Below are 14,318 nucleotides of genomic sequence, written 5' to 3'. Positions count from 1 at the left end.
AGCAGAGCAGGCTCAGGGCTACTGAAAGCCCGCTCCGTACCGCTTAGCGGTCGGAGTCGGGTAGTTTACGAGCTTCTGGCCGCTCGGTTCGGGCAGGCTGTAGGCAGCTTGATGAGGAGAAACCGGCAATGTCTTACTCAACCTCTTACTCCGTGTCTTACTCGAAAATCTTTTTCCCAGTTTGGGTGGCGGGGCTGCTGTTGTTGATCGGCGGTGGGATCCTGTTTGGCCTGTTGCGGGCTTTTGGGCTACCTATTGGGGAGCTGGCCGACTGGGCCATTGGGATCGCCAGCTTTTGGTGGCTGGTGGTGATCGTCACCCTTCCCTGGAACCTCTACTTTCAGGCCAAGGCCGTTCAGCAGGAGGCGGTCGTGTCTCAGGAACGAGGGATCCCGGTGGAAGATTCAACCTTGGCTTTCCTACAAAAGCTCAGCCGCTGGTCGTTGCGCGTGGCCATTGCCCTGCATGGGCTGTCGGCTCTAGCTTTCTATGGCTTGGCCGTTGGGCAAGTCACCCCCATTGGCTACCCCAGCGCCGTGGCTGCGGTGTTGTTAACGGCTCTGCGCCCGGCCATCCGGGGCTACGAGTATTTGGCCGACCGCTTGGCCCAGTTGCAAGGGCAAATCCGCATCCCTCGCGAAGATGCCCTCGAGCTGGCGGAACGACTAGAGCAGTTGCAGCGCCAAGTCGAGCAGTTGCAGGAGCAATGGGATCCCGGCAAGCCCGGTTCTTGGGCCCAACAGGAGGAAGAAACCCGGCGCTACCTGCGGCAGGAGCTGGCCGCGCTCAAAGCCCAACTGGAACAGTTCCGGGCCAGCAACGAGCTGGAGCACAGGCAATTGCGCCAGGAGACCCACCAAGCTGTGGCTCAGCTCAGTGTGGATAGCCAGTTTCTCGGCCATGTGCGGGAGATTCTTCGCTTTATCAAGGAAGCTTAGCGGGATCCGTTGTTCAGTCCTTCCAACTGGGCGGCAAATTGAGAAGGAACCAGCTTGGTGCCCACGCCGGCATCGGTCAGCAGCTCCAGCAATAGGGAATGAGGGGATCCTCCATCCAGAATGTGGGCCGCCCGCACCCCTTGTGCCAGGGCGCGAATGCAACACTGCACCTTCGGGATCATGCCGCCCTTGACGACACCGGCTTGGATCAACTGGCGAGCCGTCTCGATATCCAGCAACGTAATCAGAGAGCTGCGATCCTGAGGATCTTTGAGAATGCCAGGGGTGTCGGTGAGCAAAATCAGCTTTTCTGCCCCCAGAGAGGCCGCCAGTTCTCCCGCCACCGTATCGGCGTTGATGTTGTAGGCTTGGCCCGTCTCATCGGCAGCCACACTGGAGATCACCGGAATCTGTCCACCTTCCAATAGGGTTTGCAGCAACTGGGGGTTGATACTGCTCACTTCCCCAACAAAGCCAATCTCCGCCCGGCCCTGGGATCGCGCCTTGATCAAGTTGCCATCTCGCCCGCACAGCCCCACCGCCGATCCGCCGGCCAAGCTGATGAGCTGCACGATCTGCTTATTGACCTTGCCCACCAACACCATCTCCACTACTTCCATGGTGGCGGCATCGGTAACCCGCAAGCCATCCACAAACTTGAAGGGAATGTCCAGTTTTTGTAGCCAACTGTTGATCTCCGGCCCCCCCCCATGCACCAACACCGGGCGGATCCCCACACAGGCCAGAAAGACGATGTCTCGGAGCACCTCGGCCCGTCGCTCTTGGTGCACCATGGCTGCGCCGCCGTATTTGATGACAATAACGCGGCCCTGGTACTGCTGAATGTAGGGTAAAGCCTCGATGAGGATCTGCGCCCGCGTAAGGGGATCACACGCCGACCCGGTCGCCTCAGAAAGGGAAGAGTTGGTTTGCACTGCTGTAAGTCCCTAGAAGTCCAGAAAACCTGACCTAGAGTATCCCATTCTGCTTGCAAAGCAGATCTCAGGCTTTGGGCGTCAACTGGTGGTTTTTTTTCAAGCTCGCTTCCCCAACCCAAGGACAATTTGGTTGAGGAATCGCCGTCAATCTTCAGGTATGGAACGGGATCGCCAGCAAAGGCAATAGGGACAACCCCAACCAGGCCCAACCCCGAATGGAAGAAGAATGGGGTAGGGGATCGACGGGCCCTGACTCTGCCTGCTGCAGCAGGGCATCGATACGCTCCTGCAGCCGTTGCCCTGAGTCTGAACTCACGGCCATTGCAAAGCCAACCCAGGCCGCCGCCGGTTGCTCCACCACGCCATAGCCCACCACCTGCAGCAGGGCCTCTCCCAACAGCAAGGGATCCACCCGTTGGGCCGCCCAGCGATCCGCCCGCAGCTCCCGTAGGGTGAGCAATTCCTGCCAGAGGGCCTCGGTGTTGGGCAGCCAGCCGGTGAGGCGTCGCAGCCAGCCCACCCCAAACATCCACAGGGTGTCGCGGTAGTGGCGATGGGCTTCTTCGTGGGCGATTACAGCCCGCAAGTGCTCATCATCCAACTGCTCCAGCAGGCCGCGGCTGACCACCAACTGGGCATTCCACACCCCCACTTGGGCAGCAAAAGGAATCTCCAAATCCAGCACGTAGGCCGGAGAGCCATGCAAATCCACCTGGGCCAGAGCTTGCAGATGGGCACGTCGATAGGAGCGCCAGTATTCCCAAATCCAGTGCAAGGCCACGCCGCCGGCCACGGCCAGCAACAGCAGGGCACAGCCGTAGCAGAACCAGCCCCCCGCTCCGGCCATTTGTCCCCACGGCCCCATCCAGGCCAAGGCCAGAGCAGTGGTCAGCAACAGCAGCGGGGGCAGCAAGAAGTGGATCCAAGCCCGCTGCCAACGCCGGCTCCACCCGCCCCCCTTATCCAGGCGCACTTGCACCCGCCACAGCCAACTGAGGCCCAAGCCCAGCAATAACATGCCCAAGTGGCTCATCGCGGATCCCTCCTGGCTTGACGGGCTGCCCGCAGCCGTTCGGCAATCGCCTGCAACTGGGACACACTGGCCTGATCCAGGCTATCGGCAAAGGCTGCCACCGTATCGGGATCCCCTACAGCCAAAAACTGCTGCAGGTGGGTGAAGGCCCTGAGGCTGGCCGCTTCCTGACGCGAAAGACGAGGCCGCCACAGCATGGGCAGATTCCGCCCTTGGGGATCGGTGCGGCGCTCACAGCTCACCCAGCCCTTCTGGCTTAAGCGCTGCAAAACTGTAGTCACAGAGGCATAGGCCAGCTCCCGATCCGGATCGGCCAAGATGCGCTCGTGGATTTGACGGGTGCTGGCACTGCCCAGATCCCAGAGGATGTCCAAGATTTCCGACTCCAGAGGGCCCAGCGACAGTTGCTTGGGACGATGCTTGGGCAACATGAGCCTTTGCCGGTGTAGGAATTTCTATCTAGCTAGATTAACTGTTGGAGTCTCAAGCCCCTCAGCCATTTTTAAGGATCCGCTAAGCTCGAAGATGGTGGTTCTTTGTGCTGTTACTTCCCATGGCTGCTCCCACCTACCACACCATCACCTTCGGCTGCCAAATGAACCGCGCCGATACCGAGCGCATGGCCGGGATCCTGGAGTCCCTGGGGTATGTGGCCACCGAAGATGAGTTGCAGGCGGACTTAGTTCTCTACAACACCTGCACCATCCGCGACAATGCTGAGCAAAAGGTCTATTCCTACCTGGGCATCCAGGCACAGCGCAAGCGCAAGAACCCGGCCATCAAGCTGATCGTGGCCGGCTGTGTGGCCCAGCAAGAGGGGGAGAAATTGTTGCGCCGCGTCCCTGAGCTGGATCTGGTCATGGGCCCCCAGTACGTGAACCGCCTTGGGGATTTGCTGGCGCAGGTGGAAGCCGGAAACCAGGTGGTGGCCACCGATCCGGTTGAGATCCCAGAAGACATCACCAAGCCCCGCCGCGACAGCCAGGTCACTGCTTGGATCAATGTCATCTACGGTTGCAACGAGCGTTGTACCTACTGCATCGTGCCGCGGGTGCGAGGGCAAGAGCAGTCCCGCCAGCCCCAGGCCATTCGCGCCGAAATCGAAGACGTGGCCAGAGCGGGCTACCGCGAGGTGACGTTGCTGGGGCAGAACATCGATGCCTACGGACGGGATCTGGATCCGAAAACCAACCTGGCCAGCTTGTTGCGCTTCGTCCATTCGGTGGAAGGTATTGAACGGATTCGCTTTGCCACCAGCCACCCGCGCTACTTTACCGAGGAGCTGATCGCCACCTGCGCCGAGCTGCCCAAAGTCTGCGAGCACTTCCACATCCCCTTCCAGGCGGGCAGCAACGAAGTGCTCAAGCGGATGCGGCGCGGCTACACCCACGAGCGCTATCGCCAGATCATCCAGCTCATCCGCCAATACATGCCCGAAGCCGCCATCAGCGCCGATGCCATTGTCGGCTTCCCGGGAGAGACCGAAGCTCAGTTCCAAGAAACCCTGCAACTGGTGCAGGACATTGGCTTTGACCAAGTGAACACCGCCGCCTACTCCCCTCGTCCCGGCACCCCCGCCGCTGAGTGGCCCGACCAAGTGCCCGAGGAGGAAAAAAGCGACCGCCTGCAACGGCTGAACCGACTGGTGGCCGAGGTGGCCGCCGCCCGCAGTGCCCGACTCCTAGGCCAGGTGCAAGAGGTGCTGGTGGAAGGACCCAACCCGAAAAACCCCCGCCAGGCAATGGGGCGTACCCGCGGCAATCGCTTGGTGTTCTTCGAAGGGGATCCAGAGCAACTGAAGGGATCCCTGGTGCCGGTGCGCATTACCGCCACGCGAGCTTTTTCGCTGACCGGAGAGGCAGTTACCGTCCGCGCGAGCGGGCCATAGGATGAAGGCTCTCACAAACACAACTTTCCCCAGTTCCCTCTTGTCCGATTGCGCTGGCGGAGCGCCTCTCCAGGGAGCTGTTTCGCTGAGAAAAACCATGCCCTCCTGGGTGAACAGCTTTAAGGCAACCGCCAGGCAGTCACTGCCCTTTCCGCCACGCCGACCAGGGCACAACCACCGCCCTAGCTAGCTTTCTTCCGCGCAGCAGTAGAACGGAGCTTCATACACAACGTTTTGGCAACAGCAACAGGCCGGCGCTGGAACAGGCCCCGAATACCTGCCCTGCCTAGCGCAAGATTTCAAAATCCAAAACGGGCTCTGTCTGGGTCACGCGGTAGTACCCGGCCTGGGTACGAACCGAAGCCTGATAGGGACTGGGCAAATCTAGCGAGCGCAGGGGTGGGATGTTGGTGCGTTGGTTCAGCAGCGTGGTGAAGAAGGCGGTGGTCTGCCGGGCCTGGGAGCGCACCACCTCCTCAGGGAAAATGACCGGATCCACATTCCTACCTGTATCCAACAGGATCCTGTCTAGGGCATCTCCCACCGGATAAGAAGGATAGGCAATTTGGGCCAAGGCGGATCCAATCGGGATCCCGGCGGACAGACAACCCAGAAGAATGGCCAAAGTCAGACGCATGTGCTGGGATTCCTCCTGCGCTACAGCTTTTCCTCAACACCGGAAAAAAGGGGGGGTTGGACGTTGCCAATCAACCTTGATCCCCGTGCAGCCTACCTTTTGACCGGCGGCTAGAGCGGATTCTACTCGAAATGCCTCAATTGGCAACCGCCTGCAACCCAATGGAGGGCCAATATGACAAAGGATCTCGCCGCCGACTAGGATCAGGATGCTCTGCTTGGGAGCCTTCAGCCTGTGAGTGTTTGTGTTCGCATTGCCCCCAGCCCAACCGGAAATCTGCACATCGGCACCGCCCGAACGGCAGTGTTCAACTGGCTGTATGCCCGTCGCCACGGTGGCCGGTTCATTTTGCGCATCGAGGACACCGACCGCGACCGCTCTTTGCCCCGCTACACCCGCAACATTTTGGCGGGCCTGGCCTGGTTGGGCCTAGACTGGGACGAAGGGCCGGTCTACCAATCCAAGCGCATCGAGCGCTATCAAGCGGTGGTACAGCAGCTTCTGGATCGAGGGTTGGCCTACCGCTGCTACGTCAGCGAGGCGGAGCTGGAGGAGATGCGCGCTGCCCAGAAGGCCGCCGGCAAAGCCCCCCGCTACGACAACCGCCACCGCTTTCTCACCGAAGCCCAGCGACGGGCCTACGAAGCCGAGGGTCGGCAGCCGGTGATCCGCTTCAAAATCGAGGAGCCCCTGGAAGTGTCTTGGGTGGATCTCATTCGCGGCCCCATTACCTGGAACACCCAGGACTTGGGGGGGGATATGGTCATTGCCCGGGCGGATGGCTACCCTCTCTACAACTTGGCGGTGGTGGTGGATGATATTGACATGGGCATCACCCATGTGATTCGCGGCGAAGATCACATCGGCAATACCCCCAAGCAGATTTTGCTCTACCGCGCTCTTGGCTACGAACCTCCCCAGTTCGCCCATTCTCCTTTAATCCTGAACCCGGAGGGGAAAAAGCTCTCCAAACGGGATGGAGCAACTTCGGTAGCAGAGTTCCAGCAACTGGGCTTTTTGCCGGAAGCTCTCAAGAACTATTTGGCTTTGCTCAGTTGGTCGCCCCCGGATGGGGAAGAGCTTTTCTCTTTGGAAAAGGCGGCTGCGCTGTTCGACTTTGACCGGGTTAACCGTGCGGCTGCCCGCTTTGACTGGGACAAGCTCAACTGGATCAACAGCCAGTACATCAAGCAGCTTTCCCCGCCAGAACTGGTGGAGCGGCTCACCCCCTTTTGGCAGGCGGCAGGGTTTGACCTTTCCGGAGTGCCGGATCCCACCTGGTTGGAAGATGTGGCCCGCCTGATTGCCGATGGTATCGACCGCCTGGCAGAGGCTCCTCCGCTCAGCCGCTTTTTGTTTCAGGAGCCCCTCAGCTACACGTTGCCAGCTCTGGAACAGTTGCGCCTGCATGGGGTGGCAGAGGCTATGGCTGCAATGGCCACCACGTTGGCTGCTGCCGAGCTGCCCCAGGTTTCGGCGGACAGCTTAAAACCGCTGGTGGATCAGGTGGCCAAAGCCCAGAACATGAAAAAGGGCCTGCTGATGAAGAGTTTGCGGGCCGCCCTGACAGGGGATCTGCAGGGGCCGGATTTGCTGCAATCTTTTGCGCTTCTGCAGCGGCGGGGCTGGGCCTTGGGGCGGTTAGAGGCTGTGCAGAAGTTGGTTTCTTGTTGATGGAAGTTTATCTCTTGCTGTTAAGCCTTCGGTTGCCTCTGTTGAAAGTGCTCCGCACCGCTGCCGCGATGGGATCCCATGCTGTCACGCCAGCTACAGGCTGCAAACCAAATTGTCCAAGAACTGGTGCTGCTCTCTTCTCAGTTGTCTTCCCCATCCTCTTCGGACTCTGTAGAGACGAGGGAGCTGGAGCAGTGTGTGCTCAAGCTGGCCCAGACCTTGGTACGGCAGATGGTGGATCGTCTGGGTGCAGCCTCAGCTCGCCTTTGGATTTTCGACCCGCAGGAAGGATGTTTTCAGTCGGTGGCCCATGCCGGCCTGCTCAGCCCTGCTCACGACCAAATTCAGCGGATCTATCCTGACGACAGCCCTTTGGGACGGGTGGCCCAGGAGGGTCTGCCGCTTTTGAGCAACAATCCCGCCCAAGAAGCCTGGATGCCCGCCCCAGAGTGGGTGAAGGCCAATGGCTTGCGAGGCTTTGTTGCCTACCCGATTAACCGGGGGGAGGAGCGGCTGGGGGCTTTGGCTCTGCTGAGCCGGACACCTCTGGAAGCCAGCTTTCTGATTGTCAAACACGCGGGGGCACGGCGCATCGATCTCATCATTCAGCCCAAGGCGCAACAGGACGCCGGTTCCTCTATCAACCCTCAGGCTCCCTACACCCACTTGGAGCTGAAGATCATCGACGATGGCTGTGGTATGCCGGAGTCCAAGAGCGGGGTGGATCCCGCCCAGCCGCCCGGCCATGGCCACGGGTTGCTCAACATGCGCTACCGAGCCGAGTTGATCGGGGCAAGCATTGCTTGGCGTAATCGCCGCTTTGGCAGTGGCACAGTTGTAGAGCTGCGAGTCCCTCTGCCGCCGAGTCCCCGATCTTGCGGCTAGCCCCCCCTTTTCTGAGGTAGCAGACGCAGCATTTTCAGTCTCAACCTGTTCTATAGTCGTTTAAGCTCAAGGGTTCCCGGTTCTCTAACCTGTCTGGTGGAGGGATCCTCTCACGCCGGCAGGACGGAGTTTCTGCACTGTCGTTGACACTGCGAGGAGAAGCATCTGTGGCCTATCGTGTGACTTTGATCCCTGGGGATGGCATTGGCCCGGAAGTGGCCAAGGCGATGACCACGGTCTTGGAGGCTACTGGGGTTCGGTTCGAATGGATCCCGGTAGAAGCAGGAGTGGAGGTGATCGAGAAATACGGCACCCCCTTGCCGCCCCAGGTGTTGGAGTCCATTCGGGAAACCAAAGTGGCGATCAAAGGGCCGATTGGCACTCCCGTAGGTACTGGCTTTCGTTCGGTCAACGTAGCCATTCGCAAGGAGCTGGATCTCTACGCCAATCTGCGCCCGGCCAAATCCATGCTCGGTGTCAAAAGCCCTTTTCAAGACATTGACCTAGTGGTGGTGCGGGAAAATACTGAAGATCTCTATGCCGGGATCGAGTTTGAACGGGGCACGCCGGAAGCCATCCAGGCGCGGGAGGAAATGATGCGCCTCTCCGGCAAACCCATCCGCGAGGGATCCGCCATTGGCATCAAGCCCATTTCGGACTTCGGCAGCCGCCGCATTGTCAAATTTGCCTTTGAGTACGCCCGCCAGAATGGCCGCAAGAAGGTGACGGCAGTGCACAAAGCCAACATCATGAAATTCACCGATGGCTTGTTTCTGCAGGTGGCGCGGGAGGTGGCCCAGGAGTATCCCGACATCGAGTTTGAAGATCGCATCGTGGACAACATGTGCATGCAACTGATGCAAAAGCCGCAGCTCTACGATGTGCTGGTGCTCACCAACCTCTATGGGGACATCATTTCCGACTTGTGCGCGGGGATGATCGGCGGGCTGGGGGTGGCGCCGGGGGCCAACATCGGCGACGGCATTGCGGTTTTTGAGGCCATTCACGGCTCTGCTCCCAAATATGCCGGCCAAAACAAAGTCAACCCCTGCGCTCTGATCCTCTCCGGGGCGATGATGCTGCGCTACCTAGGAGAGCGGGAGGCTGCCGCAAGGGTGGAGGCGGCGGTGCAGGCGGTGATCGCCGAGGGCAAGCAGGTCACCTATGACCTGGCCACAGGGGATCCCGTCGGCACTCAGGAGATGGCAGAGGCCATTGCTGCCCGCGTGCAGGAGATGGCTCCGTAGTAGGGTTTGGCGTCAAATGTTCTGATCCCAGGCTCCTCAAAAGGGAGGGACTGGGGGCCTCAGTACCCCAAAGCCAGATCCACCACCCCCAGCAAGGGATCCCCGGCCCGGAAGCGCCGCACATTTTCTCGCACCCGCTTAGAGAGGGCTGGGACAATCATGGCATCGGTAAGAGCAGTGTGGGGGGTAATCAGGCAGTTGGGCAAGCTCCAGAGGGGATGCCCATCCGGTAGGGGCTCGGGATCCGTGACATCCAAGGCGGCCCCGCGAATGACCCCCTGCTGCAGGGCGGCCACCAAGTCGGAGGTCACGATGTGCTTGCCTCGCGCCACATTCACCAGCCAGCACTGGGATCCCATCTGCTCCAACTCAGCTTGGGCGATGATCCCCTCGGTTTCTGGCGTGAGGGCCAAAGCCAGGATCACCACATCTGCCCCTGCCAACACCGTTTGCCGTTCCGCGAGTGTCACCACCCGCGTGGCCCCCGGCAAGGGATCCGCCTTGCGACGCACCACGTCGATGGAGCACTGAAAAGGCTGCAACAGCTTGATCAACTCTTGGGCGATGCCCCCGGCCCCGAAAATGACCACGCGGCTGCCCCAGAGGCTGGTACCGGAGCCTTCCTGCCACGTTTGGGCCAAGGCGCGGATCTTCAAGTCGCGCAAGCCGGCCAAGGTCAAGGCCAAGGCATGTTCCGCCACTGGCTGGGCATAGACCCCCTTGCCACAAGTCCACACATAAGCGGGATCCAAGACTCCCGCCCGAACAAAGGGTTCCACCCCTGCCCAGGGCAGCTGCACCCAGCGGATCCCTTTCCCTTCCGCCAGACAGCACTTCAGGCCGGGCACATCAAAGGCATCGGCCCAGACCAAGGCTTCTGCTTCTGCCAGGGGCACAATTTCGCCACCCCCTGCCAAAACAGCCTCTTTGAGCCAGGGGCGAAGATGGCCGGGTTCGACGGCAATGCGTTTGCCTTGGATGCCCATAGGAACCGTTGGATGAGGCTTTCCCCTTGCCAGGATACTGTCGGCAGAGCGAGAGATGGCATGCACGGGCAGCCGCAAAAACCGGTGATCGAGTGTTAAGGGATCCCAAAGGGAGCCTGGAGCACCCTTCTGGGATCGCTAGGGTGGAAGCCGGAGCTGTTGTGTTGGTTAAATCTCCAGTAGGTGGCATTCCCCGATGACCCTTTCCGAACTGCTGATCTTGGTGACGCTGCTCTTTCCCGGGATCCTGTTGTCGCTCATTGTGATGGGAACCTTTGCCGCAGGGGGATAATCATCTCCCAATGACAATGGTGAAGCCCTAAAGACGTGAAGACATGTCCAAAACCAAGCTGAGCGCCTGGGTCATGGGCTGGGGGTTAGCCTGCACTGCTGCTCTCTTTTTGCCCAGCGTGGCTGCTCAAGCTCAGGTGACCCTCGGTGTGCAGCCGGTGCGGGTGGTGCAAGGGATCCCTTTGTACCAGAAGGAGGTTTGGGTTGGAGACAATCGGATCCCCGTTTCTATCGTGGTCATTTCTCTCGCAGCGGGCCAACTGCGGCCTATCTGGGCTGCACCTGCGGGGCTGGTGGGTCTGGGGGAGCTGTCTTCCTTTGGCCCCGAACAGGGAGCAGTAGCCGCCATTAACGGTGGGTTTTTCAACCGCAACACCCGTCAGCCGCTGGGGGCAATTCGTCGGGATGGCCGTTGGATCTCCAGCCCCATTTTGGGCCGTGGGGTCATCGCTTGGTCGGATGGGACGGCAGGGCAAGAAGGGGGATCCGTGCGCTTTGCCCGTTTGCGGATGCAAGCAGAGCTGCGCAATGCCATTGGGGATCAAATCCCAGTGGTGGGCATCAATACAGGCTATATCCTGCCCGGCATCTCCCAGTTCACCCCCGACTGGGGATCCACCTACACCACCCAAACGGACGACGAAATGCTCGTGATGGTGCGGGAGGATCGGGTGCAAGAGATTCTGATGGCTGGCCTGGCCGGCAGTTTAACGGTACAGATTCCCAGTGAGGGGTATGTATTGGCAGGGCGGGGGCTAGAAGGTGCCCTAGAAGCCCGCAAGCTGGTTCCCGGGGATCGCCTCAGCCTTCATCTGCGCTTGGATCCGCCCGAGCTGGAAGCTTATCCCCACATCCTAGGGGCAGGGCCGCTCTTGCTCTTGGATGGGCAGGTGGTTTTGGATGCCCGATTGGAGGCATTTCAACCCCTCTTTCGCAGGCAGCGAGCCGCCCGCAGTGCCATTGGCCAACTGGACAGCGGACATTTGCTGCTGGTGACCGCCGGCAATGCCCAGGAAAATCAAGGGCTCACCCTGCTGGAGATGGCACAGTTGATGCAGCAATTGGGCTGTCGCCATGCCCTGAACTTGGATGGGGGCAATGCTTCCACCTTGGTGCTGGGGGGAGAGGCCGTCAATTGGGAACACCGACACCCAGAAGCCAGCCCACCCAACAGTGAGACGGATCCCAGTCCCTCCCGGCGGCGCACACCCCGAGTTCACAATGGCCTAGGGTTTTTCCCAAGCCCAAGTCGGTGACAGAAAACTTTTGTGCCGGCGGGATAGAGTCTTTTCCCTTTGATCCAGGGATCGAGGGTGGGATCCCCGGACTTCCCGGCTGCTTGGATGAGGGATCAGGTATTCTCCAGGATTGGATCTACCTTCTCAAGAAAAAGATCTCTCCCCCCGCCAGAGGAAGGACTCGGCTTTGATTGCGCAATGGGATCCCGGCAATCTCAGCACCCAAAGCCCCAGAGCTTTTTCAGGTCAATTTTAAGTGGGATCCAAACTGAACGCCCAATGCTCATTTCTCATAACAGAAATAGAGATTAAATTAAGTAGAAAACATCGGCCTTGAGACCGGTAAGAAAAATGATCAAAGAGGCGATCTCTTGAAGAAGACGACCTCAGAGTATAAAAGGCACGCAATTCTTTACGCTTCTGCTAAATCAGATGCTGGTTTTCAAAAAAGTATTGTCAATAATCCATTTTTTGACGAAGATGATTGACGAATTTATATTTCTTCACTCTCGAGGTTAGAAATTAACTCCTTGGACTTTTGGTTACAATTCTCTCTACTACGAATGTTCGCTAATGTGTAGGCCTACCCGGCTCCCGACCAAATGTATAGTTATTTTAAAAATGACTATCTCTCCTGGTGGACAAGGCTTTTGGGGTAGGTTGACCCTTGCTCCTCTCTCGTGGGTGGGCTGCTGGTACTGGCATTCCTGTTTGTGAGAGTTAATCTTATTTGGAAGAAATTGATCTTTTTCTCAAATTTTTATAGAGCACCTCTATACTCAAGTGAGATAGCCCCACACACAAGCTTCTGGGCTAGGCCTGAAATTTTATTGAGATCCCCTGTCAAAGCTTTTCAGGTATTGCCTCTTGTGCCAAAAGGCTAGGATGGGCAAGGATTGTATTTTCTATTACTCTATTGGGGATGATTTGTATGCCAGCTAGAAGCAGAACCGACTCATTGACGGATACGCACAGGTGGTGTTTCATGGAATCCATAGCCGACGCTCTCCACCACTTGTAGGCCCTATAACCTAGGGCCGTGTTCTCTAGCCTGCTCGCGAGATAGAACGTGGTTTGCACTGCTTCTCCAAATCCTATGCCTTCCTCCAAGGATGCCGCTCCTGTAGCCCGCGCCAAACAGCCTGCGGCTCAAGCCAGCCCTGCTGCCGGCGAGCTTTTCCTTCAGCAGAATGGATCCCTCTCCGCCCAGTTGGTTCCCCAGGGATCCCTGCAGCTTTACACCCACCCCAGCCGAGGCATGTTTACGCCTGTCATGGCCCAGGCGCTGCGCTTGGCCGGCCAGGGAACGCGGGTGCTGATCGTGCAATTTCTCAAGGGTGGGATCAACCAGGGGCCCGCAAATCGTCTCTCCTTGGGCAGATCCTTAGAGTGGGTTCGCTGTCGCCTGCACCGGTGCATCGATACACCTCACCTAGAGCCTGAGGAGCGGGTGGCGTTGGATGAGCTGTGGCAATTCACCCAGGAGGCTGTCAGGAGTGGCCGCTACGACTTGGTGGTGTTGGATGAGCTGAGCTTGGCTGTGAAGTTGGGCCTGATCTCAGAAGCTGAAGTGCTGAGCTTAATCGACCAGCGCCCCATCTCCATGGACATGGTGATCACCGGGCCGGAGATGCCGGATTCGTTTCTGGAGCGGGCGGACTTGATCACGCAGCTGCGCCTACGTGGCATCCCAGGCCCAGGGCTCCGCACTGCCGATGGGAATGTTGCCTGTTCTCTGGATCCCCCTCAAGTCAGCGGCACAGGTGCTATGCCTACAGCAGCCCATGTTGCTCCGCACCGCTAGCGCAAACAGTTTCCGCTCCGAAAGACCTAGGCAACACGGGTCGCGTCAGGGGGGCGGAGTCCCAATAAGACTGGAGCTTGTCCACCAGATGTGCCCTCACTCTCCAGGAAGCCGGCTGTAGCCATGTTGAAAAACGACCGCTGGATCTGTGAGCAAGCGCGGCGAGGGATGATCGAGCCGTTCTGCCCTGAGCTGGTGCGCGCTGTTGAGTCTCGGCCTGTTTTGAGTTACGGGCTGTCCTCCTATGGCTACGACATCCGCCTGTCGCCGGTGGAGTTCAAGATCTTTCGCCATGTGCCCGGCACGGTGGTGGATCCCAAGCGGTTTAACCCCAAGAATCTGGAAGCGGTGGAGCTGCACCACGACGAGATGGGGGATTACTTTATCATCCCGGCCCACTCCTATGGGTTGGGGGTGTCTTTGGAGCGGCTGCAAGTTCCGGATAACATTACCGTGATCTGCATTGGCAAATCTTCCTATGCCAGGGTGGGCCTGATTGCCAACCTGACGCCCGCTGAGGCGGGATGGCGGGGTTATCTCACCCTGGAGTTTTCCAACGCCTCCAGCGCCGACTGCCGTGTGTACGCCAACGAAGGGGTGGTCCAGCTTCTGTTTCTGGAAGGGGATCCCTGCCAAGTGACCTACGCCGACCGCGCCGGCAAGTATCAGGATCAGCCGCAGCAGGTGGTGGTGGCCAAGGTTTAGCTGCTTCCCTCAAAAGGGAGAGGGTTGGCGGGATCCGGTTGGCTATGCTGGATC

At 59.1% G+C, this 14,318-nt stretch carries 13 protein-coding genes; 8 read left to right on the top strand and 5 right to left on the bottom strand.

The window, feature by feature from the left end; all coding sequences use genetic code 11:
• The first annotated feature begins 128 nt into the window (after nt 1-128).
• Complete coding sequence (locus NW839_RS05005; RefSeq protein WP_414329129.1) at nt 129-938, top strand: hypothetical protein; 810 nt, start codon at nt 129-131, stop codon at nt 936-938.
• On the opposite strand, the gene argB is transcribed toward NW839_RS05005, so the two are convergent.
• The 3 genes from argB to NW839_RS04990 all read right to left on the bottom strand — a co-directional run bounded on the left by argB (nt 935) and on the right by NW839_RS04990 (nt 3,340).
• Nucleotides 935-1,873: an acetylglutamate kinase gene (gene argB / locus NW839_RS05000; RefSeq protein WP_414329128.1), complete on the bottom strand. Its 939-nt coding sequence runs from the start codon at nt 1,871-1,873 to the stop codon at nt 935-937. The two genes, NW839_RS05005 and argB, sit on opposite strands and share 4 nt — an antisense overlap.
• A gap of 154 nt (nt 1,874-2,027) precedes the next feature.
• Entirely contained in the window at nt 2,028-2,909 is an 882-nt protein-coding gene (locus tag NW839_RS04995) for a M56 family metallopeptidase (RefSeq protein WP_414350622.1), read from the bottom strand.
• Nucleotides 2,906-3,340, bottom strand: a complete 435-nt coding sequence (locus NW839_RS04990) for a BlaI/MecI/CopY family transcriptional regulator (RefSeq protein ID WP_011433287.1) — start codon at nt 3,338-3,340, stop codon at nt 2,906-2,908. Before NW839_RS04990 ends, NW839_RS04995 begins: the two co-directional genes overlap by 4 nt.
• 122 nt (nt 3,341-3,462) lie before the next feature.
• On the opposite strand from NW839_RS04990, the gene miaB reads away from it, so the two are divergent.
• Entirely contained in the window at nt 3,463-4,797 is a 1,335-nt protein-coding gene (miaB, locus tag NW839_RS04985) for a tRNA (N6-isopentenyl adenosine(37)-C2)-methylthiotransferase MiaB (RefSeq protein WP_414332191.1), read from the top strand.
• Between the two features lie 286 nt (nt 4,798-5,083).
• Here miaB and NW839_RS04980 read toward each other — a convergent pair whose 3' ends face one another.
• A complete protein-coding gene (locus NW839_RS04980) occupies nt 5,084-5,434 on the bottom strand; it encodes a hypothetical protein (protein ID WP_011433285.1) in 351 nt (116 codons plus the stop codon).
• Between the two features lie 234 nt (nt 5,435-5,668).
• Between NW839_RS04980 and gltX the strand changes: the two genes are divergently transcribed.
• From gltX to NW839_RS04965, 3 genes are all read left to right on the top strand, one after another.
• Nucleotides 5,669-7,108: a glutamate--tRNA ligase gene (gene gltX / locus NW839_RS04975; protein ID WP_414350623.1), complete on the top strand. Its 1,440-nt coding sequence runs from the start codon at nt 5,669-5,671 to the stop codon at nt 7,106-7,108.
• A 78-nt stretch (nt 7,109-7,186) separates the two neighbouring features.
• Nucleotides 7,187-7,993: a GAF domain-containing sensor histidine kinase gene (locus NW839_RS04970; RefSeq protein ID WP_414350624.1), complete on the top strand. Its 807-nt coding sequence runs from the start codon at nt 7,187-7,189 to the stop codon at nt 7,991-7,993.
• Between the two features lie 167 nt (nt 7,994-8,160).
• Nucleotides 8,161-9,240, top strand: coding sequence for an isocitrate/isopropylmalate dehydrogenase family protein (locus NW839_RS04965; RefSeq protein ID WP_414350627.1), 1,080 nt, complete (start codon nt 8,161-8,163; stop codon nt 9,238-9,240).
• A 59-nt stretch (nt 9,241-9,299) separates the two neighbouring features.
• On the opposite strand, the gene NW839_RS04960 is transcribed toward NW839_RS04965, so the two are convergent.
• Nucleotides 9,300-10,226 carry a D-isomer specific 2-hydroxyacid dehydrogenase family protein gene (locus tag NW839_RS04960; protein WP_414350629.1) on the bottom strand — a complete coding sequence of 309 codons (927 nt, stop codon included), beginning with the start codon at nt 10,224-10,226 and terminating at the stop codon, nt 9,300-9,302.
• 335 nt (nt 10,227-10,561) lie between these two features.
• Here NW839_RS04960 and NW839_RS04955 point away from each other — a divergent pair, with 335 nt between their 5' ends.
• The 3 genes from NW839_RS04955 to dcd all read left to right on the top strand — a co-directional run bounded on the left by NW839_RS04955 (nt 10,562) and on the right by dcd (nt 14,264).
• Nucleotides 10,562-11,773: a phosphodiester glycosidase family protein gene (locus tag NW839_RS04955; protein WP_414350631.1), complete on the top strand. Its 1,212-nt coding sequence runs from the start codon at nt 10,562-10,564 to the stop codon at nt 11,771-11,773.
• Between the two features lie 1,078 nt (nt 11,774-12,851).
• On the top strand, nt 12,852-13,559 hold the full coding sequence (locus tag NW839_RS04950) for a cob(I)yrinic acid a,c-diamide adenosyltransferase (RefSeq protein WP_414350633.1): 708 nt from the start codon (nt 12,852-12,854) through the stop codon (nt 13,557-13,559).
• Between the two features lie 123 nt (nt 13,560-13,682).
• Nucleotides 13,683-14,264 (top strand): dCTP deaminase, encoded by a 582-nt coding sequence (dcd, locus tag NW839_RS04945; protein ID WP_011433274.1) that lies wholly within the window; start codon nt 13,683-13,685, stop codon nt 14,262-14,264.
• Nucleotides 14,265-14,318 lie beyond the last annotated feature (54 nt).

The organism is Synechococcus sp. R5-15 (assembly GCF_047462035.1).
Taxonomy (GTDB): domain Bacteria; phylum Cyanobacteriota; class Cyanobacteriia; order Thermostichales; family Thermostichaceae; genus Thermostichus.
Note: the sequence above shows the minus strand (reverse complement) of the source record. Positions and strands in the feature narration are given on the sequence as shown.

Excerpts from the sequence above, each read along its gene's own strand:
- NW839_RS05005 (WP_414329129.1), top strand. The coding sequence starts at position 129 with ATGTCTTACTCAACCTCTTACTCCGTGTCTTACTCGAAAATCTTTTTC.
- NW839_RS04995 (WP_414350622.1), bottom strand. The coding sequence starts at position 2,909 with ATGAGCCACTTGGGCATGTTATTGCTGGGCTTGGGCCTCAGTTGGCTG.
- NW839_RS04990 (WP_011433287.1), bottom strand. The coding sequence starts at position 3,340 with ATGTTGCCCAAGCATCGTCCCAAGCAACTGTCGCTGGGCCCTCTGGAG.
- miaB (WP_414332191.1), top strand. The coding sequence starts at position 3,463 with ATGGCTGCTCCCACCTACCACACCATCACCTTCGGCTGCCAAATGAAC.
- NW839_RS04980 (WP_011433285.1), bottom strand. The coding sequence starts at position 5,434 with ATGCGTCTGACTTTGGCCATTCTTCTGGGTTGTCTGTCCGCCGGGATC.
- NW839_RS04970 (WP_414350624.1), top strand. The coding sequence starts at position 7,187 with ATGCTGTCACGCCAGCTACAGGCTGCAAACCAAATTGTCCAAGAACTG.
- NW839_RS04960 (WP_414350629.1), bottom strand. The coding sequence starts at position 10,226 with ATGGGCATCCAAGGCAAACGCATTGCCGTCGAACCCGGCCATCTTCGC.
- NW839_RS04955 (WP_414350631.1), top strand. The coding sequence starts at position 10,562 with ATGTCCAAAACCAAGCTGAGCGCCTGGGTCATGGGCTGGGGGTTAGCC.
- NW839_RS04950 (WP_414350633.1), top strand. The coding sequence starts at position 12,852 with ATGCCTTCCTCCAAGGATGCCGCTCCTGTAGCCCGCGCCAAACAGCCT.
- dcd (WP_011433274.1), top strand. The coding sequence starts at position 13,683 with ATGTTGAAAAACGACCGCTGGATCTGTGAGCAAGCGCGGCGAGGGATG.